Source organism: Streptomyces sp. NPDC002623, from assembly GCF_053592635.1.
On record NZ_JBSFWB010000032.1, the window covers coordinates 32,581 to 48,024 of the forward strand.

General features: G+C 72.0%; 14 protein-coding genes. 4 read left to right on the plus strand and 10 right to left on the minus strand.

The features are described 5' to 3' along the window. Positions 1-13: 13 nt before the first annotated feature. Positions 14-793, minus strand: coding sequence for an alpha/beta fold hydrolase (locus ACWD4O_RS38270; RefSeq protein WP_451287339.1), 780 nt, complete (start codon positions 791-793; stop codon positions 14-16). A 132-nt stretch (positions 794-925) separates the two neighbouring features. Between ACWD4O_RS38270 and ACWD4O_RS38275 the strand changes: the two genes are divergently transcribed. Next, positions 926-2,020: a baeRF3 domain-containing protein gene (locus ACWD4O_RS38275; protein WP_451287340.1), complete on the plus strand. Its 1,095-nt coding sequence runs from the start codon at positions 926-928 to the stop codon at positions 2,018-2,020. A gap of 24 nt (positions 2,021-2,044) precedes the next feature. On the opposite strand, the gene ACWD4O_RS38280 is transcribed toward ACWD4O_RS38275, so the two are convergent. Continuing rightward, the gene (locus ACWD4O_RS38280) at positions 2,045-2,458 is read right to left on the minus strand and encodes an SsgA family sporulation/cell division regulator (protein WP_450950638.1); all 414 of its coding nucleotides are present in this window, start codon (positions 2,456-2,458) and stop codon (positions 2,045-2,047) included. 350 nt (positions 2,459-2,808) lie between these two features. Here ACWD4O_RS38280 and ACWD4O_RS38285 point away from each other — a divergent pair, with 350 nt between their 5' ends. After that, on the plus strand, positions 2,809-4,191 hold the full coding sequence (locus ACWD4O_RS38285) for a PP2C family protein-serine/threonine phosphatase (RefSeq protein ID WP_451287343.1): 1,383 nt from the start codon (positions 2,809-2,811) through the stop codon (positions 4,189-4,191). Between the two features lie 20 nt (positions 4,192-4,211). Here the strand turns inward: ACWD4O_RS38285 and ACWD4O_RS38290 are convergent, their stop codons facing one another. Further along, a complete protein-coding gene (locus ACWD4O_RS38290) occupies positions 4,212-5,714 on the minus strand; it encodes a DNA-binding protein NsdB (RefSeq protein ID WP_351909863.1) in 1,503 nt (500 codons plus the stop codon). Between the two features lie 232 nt (positions 5,715-5,946). On the opposite strand from ACWD4O_RS38290, the gene ACWD4O_RS38295 reads away from it, so the two are divergent. Further along, entirely contained in the window at positions 5,947-7,086 is a 1,140-nt protein-coding gene (locus tag ACWD4O_RS38295) for an aminoglycoside phosphotransferase family protein (protein ID WP_451287345.1), read from the plus strand. Between the two features lie 165 nt (positions 7,087-7,251). Continuing rightward, entirely contained in the window at positions 7,252-9,219 is a 1,968-nt protein-coding gene (locus tag ACWD4O_RS38300; RefSeq protein ID WP_451287347.1) for an N-acetylmuramoyl-L-alanine amidase, read from the plus strand. Between the two features lie 7 nt (positions 9,220-9,226). On the opposite strand, the gene ACWD4O_RS38305 is transcribed toward ACWD4O_RS38300, so the two are convergent. From ACWD4O_RS38305 to ACWD4O_RS38335, 7 genes are all read right to left on the minus strand, one after another. Beyond that, complete coding sequence (locus ACWD4O_RS38305; RefSeq protein ID WP_351909869.1) at positions 9,227-9,724, minus strand: hypothetical protein; 498 nt, start codon at positions 9,722-9,724, stop codon at positions 9,227-9,229. Between the two features lie 245 nt (positions 9,725-9,969). Then, positions 9,970-10,869: a universal stress protein gene (locus tag ACWD4O_RS38310; RefSeq protein ID WP_451287349.1), complete on the minus strand. Its 900-nt coding sequence runs from the start codon at positions 10,867-10,869 to the stop codon at positions 9,970-9,972. A gap of 126 nt (positions 10,870-10,995) precedes the next feature. Continuing rightward, positions 10,996-11,238 carry a DUF397 domain-containing protein gene (locus ACWD4O_RS38315; RefSeq protein WP_079657699.1) on the minus strand — a complete coding sequence of 81 codons (243 nt, stop codon included), beginning with the start codon at positions 11,236-11,238 and terminating at the stop codon, positions 10,996-10,998. Positions 11,239-11,345: 107 nt separating this feature from the next. Continuing rightward, positions 11,346-12,512, minus strand: a complete 1,167-nt coding sequence (locus ACWD4O_RS38320; RefSeq protein WP_451287351.1) for a thiolase domain-containing protein — start codon at positions 12,510-12,512, stop codon at positions 11,346-11,348. Next, the gene (locus tag ACWD4O_RS38325) at positions 12,509-13,579 is read right to left on the minus strand and encodes a thiolase domain-containing protein (RefSeq protein WP_451287353.1); all 1,071 of its coding nucleotides are present in this window, start codon (positions 13,577-13,579) and stop codon (positions 12,509-12,511) included. The genes ACWD4O_RS38320 and ACWD4O_RS38325 overlap by 4 nt, the downstream gene beginning before the upstream one ends. After that, a complete protein-coding gene (locus ACWD4O_RS38330) occupies positions 13,576-14,523 on the minus strand; it encodes a Zn-ribbon domain-containing OB-fold protein (RefSeq protein WP_451287354.1) in 948 nt (315 codons plus the stop codon). Before ACWD4O_RS38330 ends, ACWD4O_RS38325 begins: the two co-directional genes overlap by 4 nt. A gap of 114 nt (positions 14,524-14,637) precedes the next feature. Further along, the gene (locus tag ACWD4O_RS38335) at positions 14,638-15,438 is read right to left on the minus strand and encodes a crotonase/enoyl-CoA hydratase family protein (protein WP_451287356.1); all 801 of its coding nucleotides are present in this window, start codon (positions 15,436-15,438) and stop codon (positions 14,638-14,640) included. Positions 15,439-15,444: the final 6 nt, after the last annotated feature.

The window sequence follows — 15,444 nt, forward strand, 5'->3', positions numbered from 1 at the left end:
CGCGGGACGGCCGCTACGGCTTGACGGTCACGAAGGAGTCGATCGCCGCGGTCAGTTCGGCCGGCTTCTCGACGGGGAGCTCATGGCCGGCGTCGAGGATGCGGACGACCGCGTCCGGATAGGCCTTGGCCATCCGCAGCATCTGCTGCACCGGGAGCTGGATGTCGTGATAGCCGTGGATCATCAGGGTCGGGGCCTGGATCTCCCCGACCCGGTCCAGGACGTCGAAGGCCCGCATGGCGCCGTACAGCGTCATGACCACCTCGCGCGGGGTGTCCGCGGAGGCCTTGACGTACGCGCGGATCTCGTCGCGGGGGTAGCCGGGAGCGAAGGCCCGCTGGATGTTGGCGGCGACGAACAGCTTGAACGGGACGAGGGTGGAGGCCCCCATCAGCAGGCCTCTGCCCCGGCTGTAGGTCATCCGGCCGATGGAGTTCACCAGCACCATGCGCTCGACCCGTTCCGGGTGGGAGAGGGCGACGGTCTGCGAGATCATCCCGCCCATGGAGTGGCCGACCAGCACGAACCGCTCGATCTCCAGATGGTCGAGAAGGGCGAGGAGGTCACGCGCCAGTTCCGCGACCGTCTTCACCCCCGCCCCGCTGCTCTCGCCGTGCCCGCGCAGGTCGAAGCGGATCACCCGGCGCCGCTCGGCGAAGTGCGCCACCTGGTGGTCCCAGCGGCGCCGGTTCGCGGTCCAACCGTGCACGAACACCAGGGGCACGCCGTCGCCGTCGCGCGGGCCCTCGTCGTCGTACGTCAGTGCTGCGCCCTCGACTTCGAGCTGCGGCATGGGTGCCTCCTGCAGTGCTGTCCCGGTTACTGACGCGTACGGTAACCGGCGGCGGGGGTCGGCGTCACCGTCGTCCGCCGAGAAAAAAATCCCGGCGATGCCCCGCGGACGAATCGGACCTATCGTGCTCATATGGAGTACGCACTCAGCCCCGCGACCCTCTCCGAACTGCGCCGCCCGCGCCCCTATCCCGCAGTGTCCGTGCTGACGCCGACCCATCGCCGGGGACCCGAGAACGCCCAGGACCGGGTCCGGTTGCGCAATGTCGTGGCCGAGGCGAAGAAGCAGCTGGACGCCGACCCGGCGGTCACCCGCGAGCGGCGCGCCGACGTCGCCGAGCAGCTCGACCGGGCGCTCGCCGAGATCGACCTGGCGCACACCGAGGACGGCCTGGTCATCTACGCGGCCCCGGGCGAGCACCAGGTGTGGTCCCTGGCCCGCGCCGTCCCCGAACGCGTCGTCTTCTCCGACACCTTCCTGACCCGCAACCTGGTCTCCGCCCAGGCCTCGGAACGGCCGTTCTGGGTGCTGTCGGTCTCCGCCGACCGCGTCACGCTGTGGAACGGCGGCGCCGACCGGGTCGTCGAGGCGGACAACAGCGGCTTCCCGCTGACCAGGAGCCGGGAGAACTTCGACGCCGAGCGCCGGGAGCGGATCGGCGACCTGCCCAGCACCTTCCGCGACGAGGACACCCGTCACTTCCTGCGCGAGGCCGACTTCGCGATGAGCCGGCTGCTGCGCCTGGCCCCGCGGCCGCTGTACGTCACCGGTGAACGGGCGGCGCTGTCGGCCCTCGACGAGCTGGGCACCGTCACCAAGGCCGCCGTGCACATCCCGCACGGCGGACTGTCCCACGGCACGCCGGACGCGGTGTGGCAGGCCGTGCGCCCGATGGTCGCCGCCGAGGCGCTCAGGAGCGTGGACACGGTCAGCCGGGCGCTGGAATCGGCGCTCGGCCGCAAGGAGTTCGCGGCCGGCGTCGACGAGGTCTGGCAGAGCGCCCGGGAGGGCCGGATCCGGCTGCTGGCCGTCGAGGAGAACTACCGCGTCACGGTCCGCGACGACGGCGACCACCTCGTCCCGGCCGTGAGCGGCGACCTCGACGCCCGCGAGGACATCGTGGACGAGATCGTCGAGCAGTGCCTGGAGACGCGCGCCGACGTGCGCTTCGTGCCCGACGGCGCCCTGTCCGACGCCGACGGGATCGCGGGGGTCCTGCGGTACTGACGCCGTTCCCCCGCGGCGCGGCTCTCAGACGTTGCCGAGCAGGGCCTGCAGCCCCTGGTCGACCGCGGCGCCGACGTCCTCCCGGCCCGCGGCGACCACCGCGTAGCTGCGCAGCAGGAATCGGCGCAGGGCGCCGCTGTCGAACTGGAGCAGGGCCATCCCGAGCGGGGAGTGGAACTCCATCACCGTGCGGTCCGGCCCGCAGGGCCAGATGTGCACGTCCCCGCTCCCGGCCGGGCCGCTCACGCCCTGCTCCAGCAGGGCACGGGCGAAGGTCCAGGTGACCGCCTCGCCGGCGAGGGAGACCTCCGACGGGAAGTCGACGTGCACGGCGAAGGGGTCGGTGGCGGCATAGCGGAGCGTGGCGGGCACGGGCAGCTCCTGGTCGTCCGCGGTGATCAAGCTGGCGCGGACGGGTTGTTCAAGAGTGATGTCCATGCATGTACGACCTCATAGAGGCGCTTCGCATTACGCGAAACCGGGATCGAATTCATGTGACCTGCGTCACATGGGTAGACCTATAGAACATAAAGCCGTAGAACGCGAGCCCGACAGCCACCTCGCCCCCCTCAGGAGTCCCCCAAGTCACGTACGTCACCTACGACTTGATCCCCTCCGGGCACCCATGACCCACCCCTCGCCGACCCTCCGCGAGGACACTGGCATATGCCGGAAGCATCACCGAATCGTGTGTTGCCAAATCCCTTACAGGGTGTCGCGGGCTGTGCAACAGTCGTAACGGCCCTTGCGTCAGCCTTCGTCGTACCGTTCCCGCATCGGAGTGCGTCATGCCGCCCCATGTCTCTGCGGACCGCTCAGCCGCCCAGCCGCCAGGGCGCGGCTCGGTCGACGCGCTGATCACCCAGACACGACGGCTCAAGGGCGACATGGACGCGGTTCGCCAGACCGCGCAGGACGACGGAACGGACCCGCAGGGCCGCTGGCAGCGTGCGCTCTACGATCTCGCCCTGCACCAACTCGACGACCTCGACGCACACTTGGCCCAGCTGCGGGACGGCCCGCCGCCGGTGCCGGCCGCCGCGCCCGCGACCGCCCGGCGCGAGTCGCTGCTCAGCCGGGTCGGCAGCGCCGAATGGAACCTGCTGACGGACGAGGCCGTGTGGTCCGAGGAGCTCTACCGGATCCTCGGCCGCGACCCCTCCGCTCCCCCGCTCACCCTCGACGAACTGCCCTCCCTCGTCCTCGACGAGGACCGGCCGAAGCTCACGGCGATGGTCACGGACTGCCTGATCGACGCCCGGCCCATCGACGGGGAGTTCCGCGTCCTCCGCCCGGACGGCGAGCCGCGCACCGTGCACATGATGGGCGAGCCCGTGCTCGACGCCGAGGGCGGCACCGCCTCGATGTGGGCCGTCCTGCGGGACGTGAGCGAGGTGCGCCGCAGCCAGCGCACCGTGCGCGAGAGCGGTGACTCCCTCCAGCGCCAGCGCCACCGGGCGCAGACCGAGCACCGGCTCGCGGTCGAACTGCAGGAGGCCGTCCTGCCGCCGTGGCGCGGCTCCGTGCGCCTGCCGCACCAGGGCCCCCGCTCGCTCGACCTCGCCGCCCACTACCTGCCCGCCGCGACGACCTCGCTGATCGGCGGCGACTGGTACGACGCCCTCGAACTCTCCGACGGCCAGACGCTGCTCAGCGTCGGCGACCTCACCGGACACGGCCCGGCCGTCACCTCGACCACGGCGATGCTGCTGGGCGCCCTGCGCGGCATGGCCATGGCAGGCACCCGGCCCGCCCAACTGATGTCCTGGCTCAACCAGTTACTCGACGCCGCCGTCCAGCCGGCCCTGGGCAGCGCCGTCTGCTGCCGCTACCGGCCGGAGACCCGGACCCTGGCATGGGCGCAGGCCGGACACCCCGCCCCGCTGCTGTTCCGCGACGGGACGGGGCGCCGGCTGACCGCACCGGAGGGCGTGCTCCTCGGAGCCACCGCACACGCCGCCTACGGGCAGGCCGAGGAGACCCTCGAAGAAGGCGACCTGCTCCTGCTGCACACCGACGGACTGGCGCCCGCAGAACGGCTCCTCGCACTGGCCCCCCGGCTGTGCGCTCCGCGCAGCGCACAGGACTGCATACGGATCGTCCTGGAGGAATGCGACCAGGCCGAACGTGCGGACGACGCCTGTGTGCTCGTCGCCCGGGTCACCAGGTGAGCCTCACCACTTCGTGAGCCTCACGTCTGGGCGCTGCTGCCGGACCTGCCCCCCTTCTGCTTCGGCAGGGCCAGCCTGATCTCCTCGCGCAGCTCGCTGATCCTCGGGTAGTTGGCGTACTCCGCGGTGAGGCGGTACATCTGGCTCAGCCGGTCCCAGGTGCGCCGGGAGGAGTTCGACCCCATCGACATCAGGGCCAACCGGGCGAACCGGTCCGCCTGTTCGGGGTCGTCCGCGATGAAGCAGGCGGACGCCATGGACAGATGGTCGAAGATCTTCGACCGCTCACGCCCGTCGACGCGCAGCGCCAGGGCCTTCTCCGCATAGTGCTGGGCGTGCACGGCGGCCTGCGGGTCGAACTCGGCCAGCGTGCGGTAGGCCAGGGCCTGCATGCCGTACAGATCCTCGTCCCGGAAGGTCTGCATCCAGGACGGCGGTGTCACATCGCCCTTGTCGGAGACGAAGAGGTCCTCCGCCCGGCCGAGGGTGCGGCGCATGGCCTGTCCCTTGCCCATCGACGCCTGTGCCCAGGCCTCGATGGTGTGGAACATCGCCCGGGTGCGCGGCAGCACCTCGCCGCCGGCCCCGGACTGGGCCAGATTCATCAGGTCGAGGGCGTCGTCCGGCCGGCCGAGGTGGACCATCTGGCGGGCCGCCCGGGAGAGCGCCTCGCCGGCCCGCGGCCGGTCGCCGCCCTCGCGCGCCGCGTGGGCGGCGATGACGAAGTACTTCTGGGCCGTGGGCTCCAGGCCGATGTCGTGCGACATCCAGCCCGCGAGAACGGCGAGGTTGGCCGCGACGCCCCACAGGCGCCGCTGGAGATGGGTGGGGTGGTGGTAGGCGAGGATGCCGCCCACCTCGTTGAGCTGTCCCACGACGGCCTTGCGTTGCAGCCCGCCACCGCGGGCCGCGTCCCAGGCTCGGAACACCTCGACCGAGCGCTCGAGTTCGTCGACCTCCTCCGTTCCGATGGGGGCCGCCTCGTAGCGGTCGAACCCAGCGGGGTCGGCATGATGGAGGTGGGGATGGTCGATGACGGTTGCGTCGGCGGAGAGGGTGGGGTCGGTGTGGAGCCACTCGTACATGGCACTGCTGAGAGCTGATCCCGCGGCGAGCGCTGCACCCGCGCCCACCAAGCCGCGTCGGTTGAGCATGAGGTCCATTCCCGTGAATTCGGTGAGGACCGCAGCAGTCCGTTCGGGCGCCCACGGCACACCGTCGGGATGTTCGACACTCCCGCCGCCGGGCCGTTTCCCTGTACGCCCGTGCCGGACCAGACCGAGGTCCTCGATGGTCACGACACGGCCGAGACGCTCGGTGAACAGAGCCGCCAGCACCCGCGGCACCGGATCGCGCGGGATCTCTCCCGTGTCGATCCACCGCCGCACCCGGGAGGTGTCGGTCGACAGTTGGGGGTGGCCCATGGCCGCCGCCTGCCGGTTGACCAGCCTCGCGAGTTCACCCTTGGACCAGCCGGCCAGGCCGAACAGATCCGAGAGACGGGTGTTGGGTTGTCCGCTCACGTCAAGCCCCCAGGTTCTCGGCTGAGTTGACAGTAGCCCCGGGAAAGTTGCCGGGCGACTATTCGCCAGGGTTCGCCAGGGTTCGCCAGATGGTGTGCCACTGGGCGACGGGTGTCAGGTAGGAAAGCGCCACCCCGACCCGGTCGCCGAGGGACACTCCCCAGGGTGCACCCGGGTGGACCGGTCGGGGCAGCGTTCTGACGTCCGGCACACGAAGGGATCTGTTTCTCCCATGTACGCAGCATCGTCCTCCGTGTCCGCCCCGCCCCGGTCGCTGCACTCCCGCCCGGGCGGCGGCGGCCCCTACCTCGACCCTGCGCGGTCGGCGGGCCCCGCGCTCGGCGCGGGTCTGACCCGGCGCCCCGCGGCGATCGGCACGCAACCGCTCAGCGGAAGACTCGACCTGTCCGGCCCTCAGGGCGCCCAGCTGCGCACGGCGATCGCGTCGGTGCACCGGATCTGCCCGGAGTTCGCCCCGGTCCAGGTGCTGCGCCGCAGCGGCCGCTCGGTGCTCCTGGTCGGCACGACAGGACGCAGTACGGCCGTCGCCAAGTGTTTACTGGACCACTCCCCTGTATGGGCGGAGCGGATCCGGCACGAAATAGCCGCGTACCGCACGTTCGTCCGGCACCGCCCCCCGGTGCGGGCGCCGAGACTGATCGCGGCGGACCCGGACAACTGCACACTGGTGATCGAGCGGATGCCGGGGCGCGTGGCGGCACTTCAGCGGCATCCCACCGAGGCCCCGCCCCGGGCGGACGTACGGGCGGCGCTCGGCGCGATCTGCCGGCTCAACGCCTGGCGGCCACCGGCGGGGACGTTCGACGCGCCGCTCGACTACGCCGCCCGGATCTCCCGTTATCACGAGCTGGGTCTGCTCACCGACCGGGACCTGGGCGACCTCCAGAAGCTGCTGCACGGCATCGCGGCCACCGCGGGCCGGCAGGGCATGGGCCAGTTCTGTCACGGCGACGCCCTCCTGTCGAACATCCTTCTCTCACCGGCCGGTCCAGTGCTGGTGGATTGGGAGCACGCAGGCTGGTATCTGCCGGGCTACGACCTGGCGACGCTGTGGTCGGCGCTGGCCGACGCACCGGTGGCGCGCCGTCAGATCAGCCAGATCGCCCAGTCGGCGGGCCCGGCCTCGCGGGACGCCTTCCTGGTGAACCTGATGCTGGTCCTCACCCGCGAGATCCGTACCTACGAGACGGCCGTGCAGCGTTCGATGCACGACACGACCCCGACGGCCCCGGGGGCGGCCCACCCGGGTGCCGCGCCGTCCGGCGAGGAACAGCGCCTGCTGCTGCGGCGGCTGCACGACGACTGCCAGCTCGCCCGACGGGCGGTGCGGGCGGCGGTCGGCACTCGCTGAGGGGACGAAGGTCCGCGGTACGCCCCGACACGGCGCACCGCGGACCTTCGTATGTTCGAAGGCTTCCTCTGTGCGGACGCGGTGTCTTGCCGAGGGAAATCACCCGTATATGAGCATGATTGACAGGTTATCGTCCCACGCCGGCTCGTCCCCCAGGAGACCGCCTTGCGAAAACCCGTCATTCCCCCCGGACCCCCCGGACGAACCCGTAGAGCCGCAGGCGCCCTGGCGTCGGCGGCTCTGCTGCTCCCGCTGCTCGGCGCGGCGTCGCCGGCCGACGCGACCGAGCCCACTGCCCCGGCGACCGGCCTGCAGCGGGCCTTCGCCGCCGCGGCCGCCGAGTACCACGTGCCGCAGAGCGTGCTCCTGGGCGTCTCCTATCTCCAGTCCCGCTGGGACACGCACGGCGGAGCGCCGAGTGTGATCGGCGGCTACGGCCCGATGCACCTCACCGACGCCCGCACCGCGCTGGCCGGCGCCGCGCACCACGGCCAGGGCGCACGGGACGCCCGAGGCGGCTCCGCGCGCCCGGCCCCGCATCCGTCCGCGGGCCTGAGACCTCCGTCGAGCGGCGAGCTCCCGGCCCGCCTCAAGACCCTGCCGAGGGCGGCGGAACTGACCGGTCTGAGCGCCGCGGACCTGCGCACGGACCCCGCCGCCAACATCGCGGGCGGCGCCGCGCTCCTCGCCGCCGCCCAGCGGCAGCTGGGCGAGCCCCTGAGCGCCGACCCGGCGGACTGGTACGGCGCGGTCGCCGACTTCCCGGGCGCGGACGACAGCACGACGGCCGCGGCCTACGCGAACGACGTCTTCGACGTGCTCCGCACCGGCGAGCGGCGCACCACGGACTCCGGTGAGACGGTCGCCCTGGCCGCGCAGCCGGGGCTGGTCCCGCGCCGGGCCCAGCTGCGGAAGTCCGGTCTGCGCACGGTCTCCGCGGCGGGCACCGAGTGCCCGACGACGGTGTCCTGCGAGTGGATCGCGGCGCCGTACGAGGAGTTCGGCGACAACGACTACGGCAACCACGACGTCGCCGACCGGCCGGCCTCGCCGGGCATCAAGTACATCGTCGTCCACGACACCGAGGGCGGCTGGGCCGGGGTGCTCAACATGGTCCAGGACCCCACCTATGTGTCCTGGAACTACTCGCTGCGCTCCACCGACGGCCATGTCGCCCAGCATGTGAAGGCGAAGGACGTGGCCTGGCACTCCGGCAACTGGTACGTCAACTCCAAGTCGATCGGTCTGGAACACGAGGGGTTCCTCGCCTCCCCGGACTCCTGGTACACGGAGGCGATGTACCGGTCGTCGGCGCGCCTGGTGACGTACCTGGCCGAGAAGTACGCCGTCCCGCTGGACCGGCAGCACATCCTGGGCCATGACAACGTGCCCGGTCCGACGGCCGCGTCCGTCTCCGGGATGCACACCGACCCGGGCCCGTACTGGGACTGGCGGCACTACTTCGAGCTGATGGAACAGCCCTTCGCCGCCGCGGCCGACAGCGACGGCGGCCTGGTGACGATCCGGCCGGACTACACCGCCAACAAGCCGGTGTACACCGACTGCGGCGGGAAGGGCCTGCCGTGCGCGGCGCACGGTTCCGGCGCGGTGCGGCTGTACTCCGACCACGACGAGAAGTCCGCGCTGGTCAAGGACGTCGGCCAGGGCTCGGGGCCGACCGCGGGGGTGAACGACATCTCCGCGCGGGCCTCGACCGGCCAGCAGTACGCGGTCGCCGACCAGTGGGGTGACTGGACGGCGATCTGGTACCTCGGTGAGAAGGCCTGGTTCAAGAACCCGGCGGCGCAGCCGGCGGCCGTCCCGGCGACCGGTCGGACGGTGACCCCGAAGGACGGCCGCGACAGCGTTCCGGTGTACGGCCGCGCCTACCCCGAAGCGGGGGCCTACCCGGCGGGGGTGCCGGTCCAGGCGGTCTCGGCGCTGCAGTACACCCTGCCGAAGGGCCAGAAGTACGTGGTCGGGGACAAGGTGCCGGGCGAGTACTACTACGCGACCACCTTCGCCACCGGATCGCACCGGGTCGTCGTCGGCCAGGACATGTACTACGAGATCCAGTACGGCCACCGGGTGGCGTTCGTGCGGGCCGCGGACGTCGAGCTGACGGCGTCCTAGCCGGACTTCAGCCCTGCTGGAACAGCTCCGCCGGGAGCGGCTTCAGCAGGGCGTACAGGTCGTCGGTGATGGGGCGGTCCCAGGCGGCGATGGTCACCAGGACGTTGTCGCTGCGGTCGAACTGCACGCAGGAGATCCGCCCCTCGGAGAGCTTCAGCCGGCGCACGATCAGCAGGTTGTCGCCCTGCATCACGGGCATGTCCTCGGTGCCGACGACGGTCACCTCCTCGTCGTTCTCCAGTGCGAGCAGCAGCTGGGCGACCTCGAAGGGGACCTCGCCCTCGTCCACCTCGCGGGCCGGGGAGCCCTCGGGCAGATTGCCGATGATCATCGCGGGGCCGCGACCGCCGAAGAGGTCGTAGCGCAGGAAGACGCCCTGGCAGCTGCCGTCCGGGGCGGGCAGCAGGCCGGCGCCCAGATTGCCGGGCCAGTCGCCCGGGTCCATGGCCAGTACGTCGAAGTCGGGCCCGGCGGGCGTGGCGCTACGGCGGCGGAGGAACGACATGCGGCCATGGTACGTGCTGCCGTTCGGCGATGTTCTCGCGTGTGGGTCGGATGTCGGGTGCGGGTCCGTCCCGGCTGGTCGCGCAGTTCCCCGCGCCCCTTGGTGGGACGGGTCGGCGTCCGCAATCAGCGGGCGTGGGACTGGTGCGCAGTTCCCCGCGCCCCTGAGGTGGACACCTGAACGTTCGTGACTTGTGGGCGTCGGTGTCGGCCTCGTGCGCGGTTCCTCGCGTCCCTGGGTGGGTGTCAGTGGGGGTCTGTCGGGGGGACTACTGCCACCGGGCATGCCGCGTGCAGGAGGACTGCGTGGGTGACCGAGCCGAGCATGCGGGCGGGGGTCAGCAGACGGCGGCGGTGGCGGCCCACCACGACCAGGTCGGCGTCCTTGGAGGCGGCGACGAGGAGGGCCGCCGCGTCGCCGGGGGCGGGGAGCGGGTCCGCGTGGACGCCGGGGTGGCGCTCGAGGTGCGGGGCGAGGAAACCGTCCGCGAGGGCGGCCGTCTCGTGCTCGAGGGCGTCCTGGTCGTAGAGCGGGGCGGGCAGGTCGCCGGGGGCGGTCCAGGTCTCGATCGGCCAGGGGTAGGCCGCGATCACCTGGAGGCGCGCGCCGAGCAGGGCGGCCTCGGTGAAGGCCAGGTCGAGGGTGGTGTCGTCGGGGCTGTCCACCTTGAGGCCCACGACCACCCGGGGGCCGGGCTCGGCCGGCAGTACGACGTCGACCGTGCGGCCCGGTCGGGGCACGACCACGACCGGGCACTCGGCGTCCCGGGCGGCCGTCAGGCTGTTGGAGCCGAGCAGCAGGCTCGCGAAGCCGCCGCGGCCCCGGGAGCCGAGCACCAACAGCTGGGCCTCGGCGCCCAGTTCGGGCAGCAGTGCACCGGGCGCGCCGTCGAGGCCCACGTACTCCGGGCGCGGCCCGTACTCGGCCGCGGTCGGCCGGGCGCGGGCCTCGGCGAGCACCGGGTCGTCCTCCGGCGAAGGCGGTACGACCGCGGGGGCGCCGGGCGGCGTCCAGACGGCGTGGTGGCGTACGTGCGCCACGCGCAGCGGCGCTCCGCGGCGGTGGGCGGCGTCGCGGGCCCAGTCGAGGGCTCGCCAGCCGTCCTCGGAACCGTCGACCGCCGCGACGACCGGCAGCGTGCTCATGGTCCTCACCTCCGGGAACTCGACCTTCGTCCTGCTGGAGCCAGCCTTGCCCAGGCGGGGCCCCAGGAGGGGGTACGAGGTCGCGTGTCCGGAAATCGAGGAGGAACACCCCCGGTTCGGCCGGTCTCAGGTCAGGTCGAACTCCCCTTCCCGTGCCCCTGACACGAACGCTCCCCATTCGGCGGGCGTGAAGATCAGGGAAGGGCTCTGGGGGCGGCCGCTGTTGCGCATCGCGATGAATCCCTCGACGAAGGCGATCTGGACATCCCCCCGACCCTGGCTGCTGGACTGCCACTCGGCGTTGCTGAGGTCCAGCTCCGGCTTGTCCCAGCCCGTGAGCGGCTGCTGCTGGATGGTGCTCTCGGCCACGTCCGTGCTCCTCCCGGTCGGTCGTCCGCGGGTCAGCCTAGCGATCGGTTCCGGACGCGGACAGAGCACGTGAGAAGGACCTTTCGGGACCCCGTGCGGGACCCCGTTCAGGACTGCGGGGGCGTCGCTCCGACGAGCCACATGGAGAAGAACTGCGAGCCGCCGCCGTAGGCGTGCCCGAGGACCCTGCGGGCCCGCTCCACCTGGTGTTCCCCGGCCTGTCCGCGCACCTGGAGCGCGGCCTCGGCGAAGCGGATCATGCCGGAGGCGCCGATGGGGTTGGTGGACAGGACGCCTCCCGACATGTTGACGGGGAGGTCGCCGTCGAGTTCCGTGACCCCGGCCTCGGTGAGCTTCCAGCCCTCGCCCTCGTCGGCGAAGCCGAGGTTCTCCAGCCACATGGGCTCGTACCAGGAGAACGGCACGTACATCTCGACGGCGTCGATGTCCCGGCGCGGGTCGGTGACGCCGGCCTGCCGGTAGACGTCGGCGGCGCAGTCCTGGCCGGCCCGCGGCGACACGGCGTCCTTCCCGGCGAAGAGGGTCGGTTCGCTGCGCATCGCGCCGCCGAGCATCCAGGCGGGCGGGCGGGGCGCGCGGGCGGCGCCGGCCCGGTCGGTGAGGACCATCGCGCAGGCCCCGTCGGAGGAGGGGCAGGTCTCCGAGTAGCGGATCGGGTCCCACAGCATGGGCGAGGCCTGGACCTTCTCCAGGGTGATGTCGTGCTCGTGGAGGTGCGCGTAGGGGTTCTTCAGCGCGTTGCGCCGGTCCTTGTACGCCACCAGGGAGCCGACGGTGTCGGGCGCGCCGCTGCGTCGCATGTAGGCGCGCACGTGCGGTGCGAAGAACCCGCCGGCCCCGGCGAGCAGCGGCTGCTGGAAGGGGATCGGCAGGGACAGTCCCCACATGGCGTTGGACTCGGACTGCTTCTCGAAGGCGAGGGTGAGCACGGTGCCGTGCACCCGGGCCGCGACGAGGTTCGCGGCGACGAGCGCGGTGGAGCCGCCGACCGAGCCCGCCGTGTGCACGCGCAGCATCGGCTTGCCGACCGCGCCGAGCGCGTCGGCGAGGTACAGCTCGGGCATCATGACGCCCTCGAAGAAGTCGGGGGCCTTGCCGATGACGACGGCGTCGACGTCGGCCCAGGTCAGCTCGGCGTCGTCGAGGGCGCGCCGGGCCGCCTCCCGGACCAGCCCGGCGATCGAGACGTCCCGCCTGGCCGCGACGTGCTTGGTCTGGCCGATCCCGACGACGGCCACGGGCTCCTTGCTCATCGCGGTTCCCCTTCGAGTACGGCGACCAGGTTCTGCTGGAGACACGGGCCGGAGGTGGCGTGGGCGAGGGCGCGGTCGGACTCGCCCCGGTGGATGCGGGCGGCGGCCTCGCCGATGCGGATGAGGCCGGCGGCCATCATCGGGTTGGCGGCGAGGGCGCCGCCGGACAGGTTCACCCGCACGCTGTCGTCCAGCCGCAGCGCCTTGCGCAGGACGACCTCCTGTGCGGTGAACGGCGCGTGCAGTTCGGCGGTGTCGACGGGCCGTTCGAACGCGCCCGCCTTCTCGGCGGCGAGGCGGGTGGAGGGCGAGTCGGTGAGGTCGCGCACGCCGAGCGAGTGGGCCTCGATGCGGTGGTCGATGCCCCGGATCCAGGCGGGCCGGGAGCACAGTTCGCGGGCGCGTTCCCCGGCCGCGAGGATCACGGCGGCGGCCCCGTCGCCGACGGGCGGGCAGTCGCCGGTGCGCAGCGGCCGCACGGCGTAGTCGCCCGGGGGGACCGAACCGCGCAGCTGGGCATGGGAGTTGAGGGTGGCGACGCGTCGGCTGCGCGTTCCGATGGCGGCGAGGGCGCTCTCGTCGGTGTCGCCGGCGTCGATCAGGGCCTGTGCCTGGAGCGCGGCGAGGGCGACGGAGTCCGGCCACAGGGGGGCGACGTAGTACGGGTCGAGCTGGCGGGTGAGGACGTCGCGTACGGAGCCGGGCGAGGACTTTCCGTAGGAGTAGACGAGCGCGGTGTCGGCGTCTCCCGTGAGCAGCTTGGTCCAGGCCTCGTACAGCGCCCAGGCGCCGTCCATCTCCACATGGGACTCGGAGATGGGCGGCCAGGCGCCGACGCCGTCGAGGGCGAGGGTGAAGGAGAAGGCGCGGCCGGCGAGGTAGTCGCTGGAGCCGGAGCAGGTGAAGTCGATGTCGGCGGTCTTCAGGCCGGTCCGGTCGAGGACGCTGTGCAGGACCGGCATGAGCATCTCGACCTCGGAGAGCTCGTCGGTGGTGCGCCGGACGTCGGTCTGTGCGAAGGCCACCACCGCGATGTCGCGGAAGCCTGAGGGTTCCTCGCGGGTCACAGCAGCTCCTTGTAGACGTCGTAGTCGGCGTCGGGTTCGCCGGTGGGCCGGTAGTGGTCGGGGTAGCGGGCGCCCTGCGTCCACACGGGTTCGACGCGCAGCCCCATGCGGACCTGGTCGTAGGGGATGCCGCCGATGCGTCCGTGCAGCGCGAGGTCGGCGCCGTCGAGGGCGATGTGGGCGTAGACGTACGGCACTTCGATGTCGAGGTTCTTCGCCTTGATGTTGACGATGCAGAAGGTGGTGACCGTGCCGCGCGGCCCGACCTCGACCTGTTCGGCGGTCGGGACGCCGCAGGTGGGGCAGGCGCCACGCGGTGGCACGTACACCTTGCGGCAGGACGGGCAGCGTTCGCCGACCGTGCGCTGGGTGGCGAGCGCGGCGATGTAGGCGGACTGGGCGCGGCCGGGCGAGTAGCTGTAGTCGAGGCGGGCGGGGGCGACGATCCCGGAGACGCGCTCGCCTTCGAACTCTCCCGGGTGGCTGCCGGACGGCCGGCCCGGTTCGCCTGTGTACGGTTCGAAGCAGGCGATGTCGGTGATGGCGCCGGTGCGTTCCTCGGCCCAGCGGATCCGGACGCGCATTCCGGTGCGGACGGCGTCCGGGCCGGGGGCGTCGAGGGCGTGCAGCAGGGCGGTGTCGGCGCCGTCGAGGCGGACCAGGACCCAGGCGAAGGGGGTGCCGAGGGGCTGGCCGCGGCGGGGGGCGTGGTTCCAGGCCCAGGTGGTGACCGTGCCGGTGGCGGCGACCTCGACGAGATCGTGGATCTCCTCGGCGGTGACGGGGTCGTACTCGACGGGCGGGACGAGGGTGCGGCCGTCGGTCGCCTTCACCCCGAGGACGACCCGTTCCCGCAGACCGGTGAGAAACGCGCTCTGCACGGGCCCGAGAGACCGGGTGAACGGAAACTCGACGACAAGCGGCGCTTTGAGAACGTCAGGCATCGTGGGGCTTGCCTCCTTGGAACATCGGCGTGAGGAGAGCGCCCCTCAGGGGCGCGGGGAACTGCGCGACCAGCCACAACGGCCCCGCAGTCGGCGATTGGCGAGAATCCACCCCTACGTTCGCCGGTAAACAGGCGCCCGTTTCTCCGCGAAGGCCCGAGCTCCTTCCTTGGCGTCGGCAGTGTCGAACACCGGCCACCCCCGCACGAGTTCCGCGGCGAGCCCGTCCTTCTCGGTCAGCTCGGCCGTCTCGTACACCGAGGCCTTGACCGCCTCCACGGCCAGTGGCCCGCACGCGTTGACCCGTTCGGCGATCTCCAGCGCCTTCTCCAGGGCCGTGCCGTCGGGGACGACATGTCCGATCAGGCCGATGTCCGCGGCCTCCCGTGCGCTGTACGGCCGCCCGGTGAGCAGCATCTCCAGGGCGTGGGTGCGCGGGATCTGGCGTGGCAGCCGGACCGTGGAGCCGCCGATCGGGAACAGTCCGCGCTTGACCTCGAAGAGGCCGAAGGTGGCGGATTCGCCCGCGACGCGGATGTCGGTGCCCTGGAGCATCTCGGTGCCGCCCGCCACGCAGTACCCCTCGACGGCGGCGATCACCGGTTTGCGGGGGCGGTGGTGGCGCAGCATCGCCTTCCAGTGCAGATCGGGATCGGCCTTGAGCCGGTCGCGGTACTGCTGTCCCGCCATGTCCTGGCCGGCGAGGGCCTTGAGGTCCATGCCGGCGCAGAAGGAGCCGCCCGCGCCGGTGAACACGATCGAGCGGACGGATTCGTCCTCGTCGGCTTCGAGCCAGCCGTCGTACAGGCCGACGAGCATGGCGATCGAGAGCGCGTTCTTGGCCTCCGGCCTGTTGAGCGTGAGCACGAGTGTGGCGCCTTCGCGCTGCACGGTGAGGTGTTCGGTTCCGCCCATGGCACA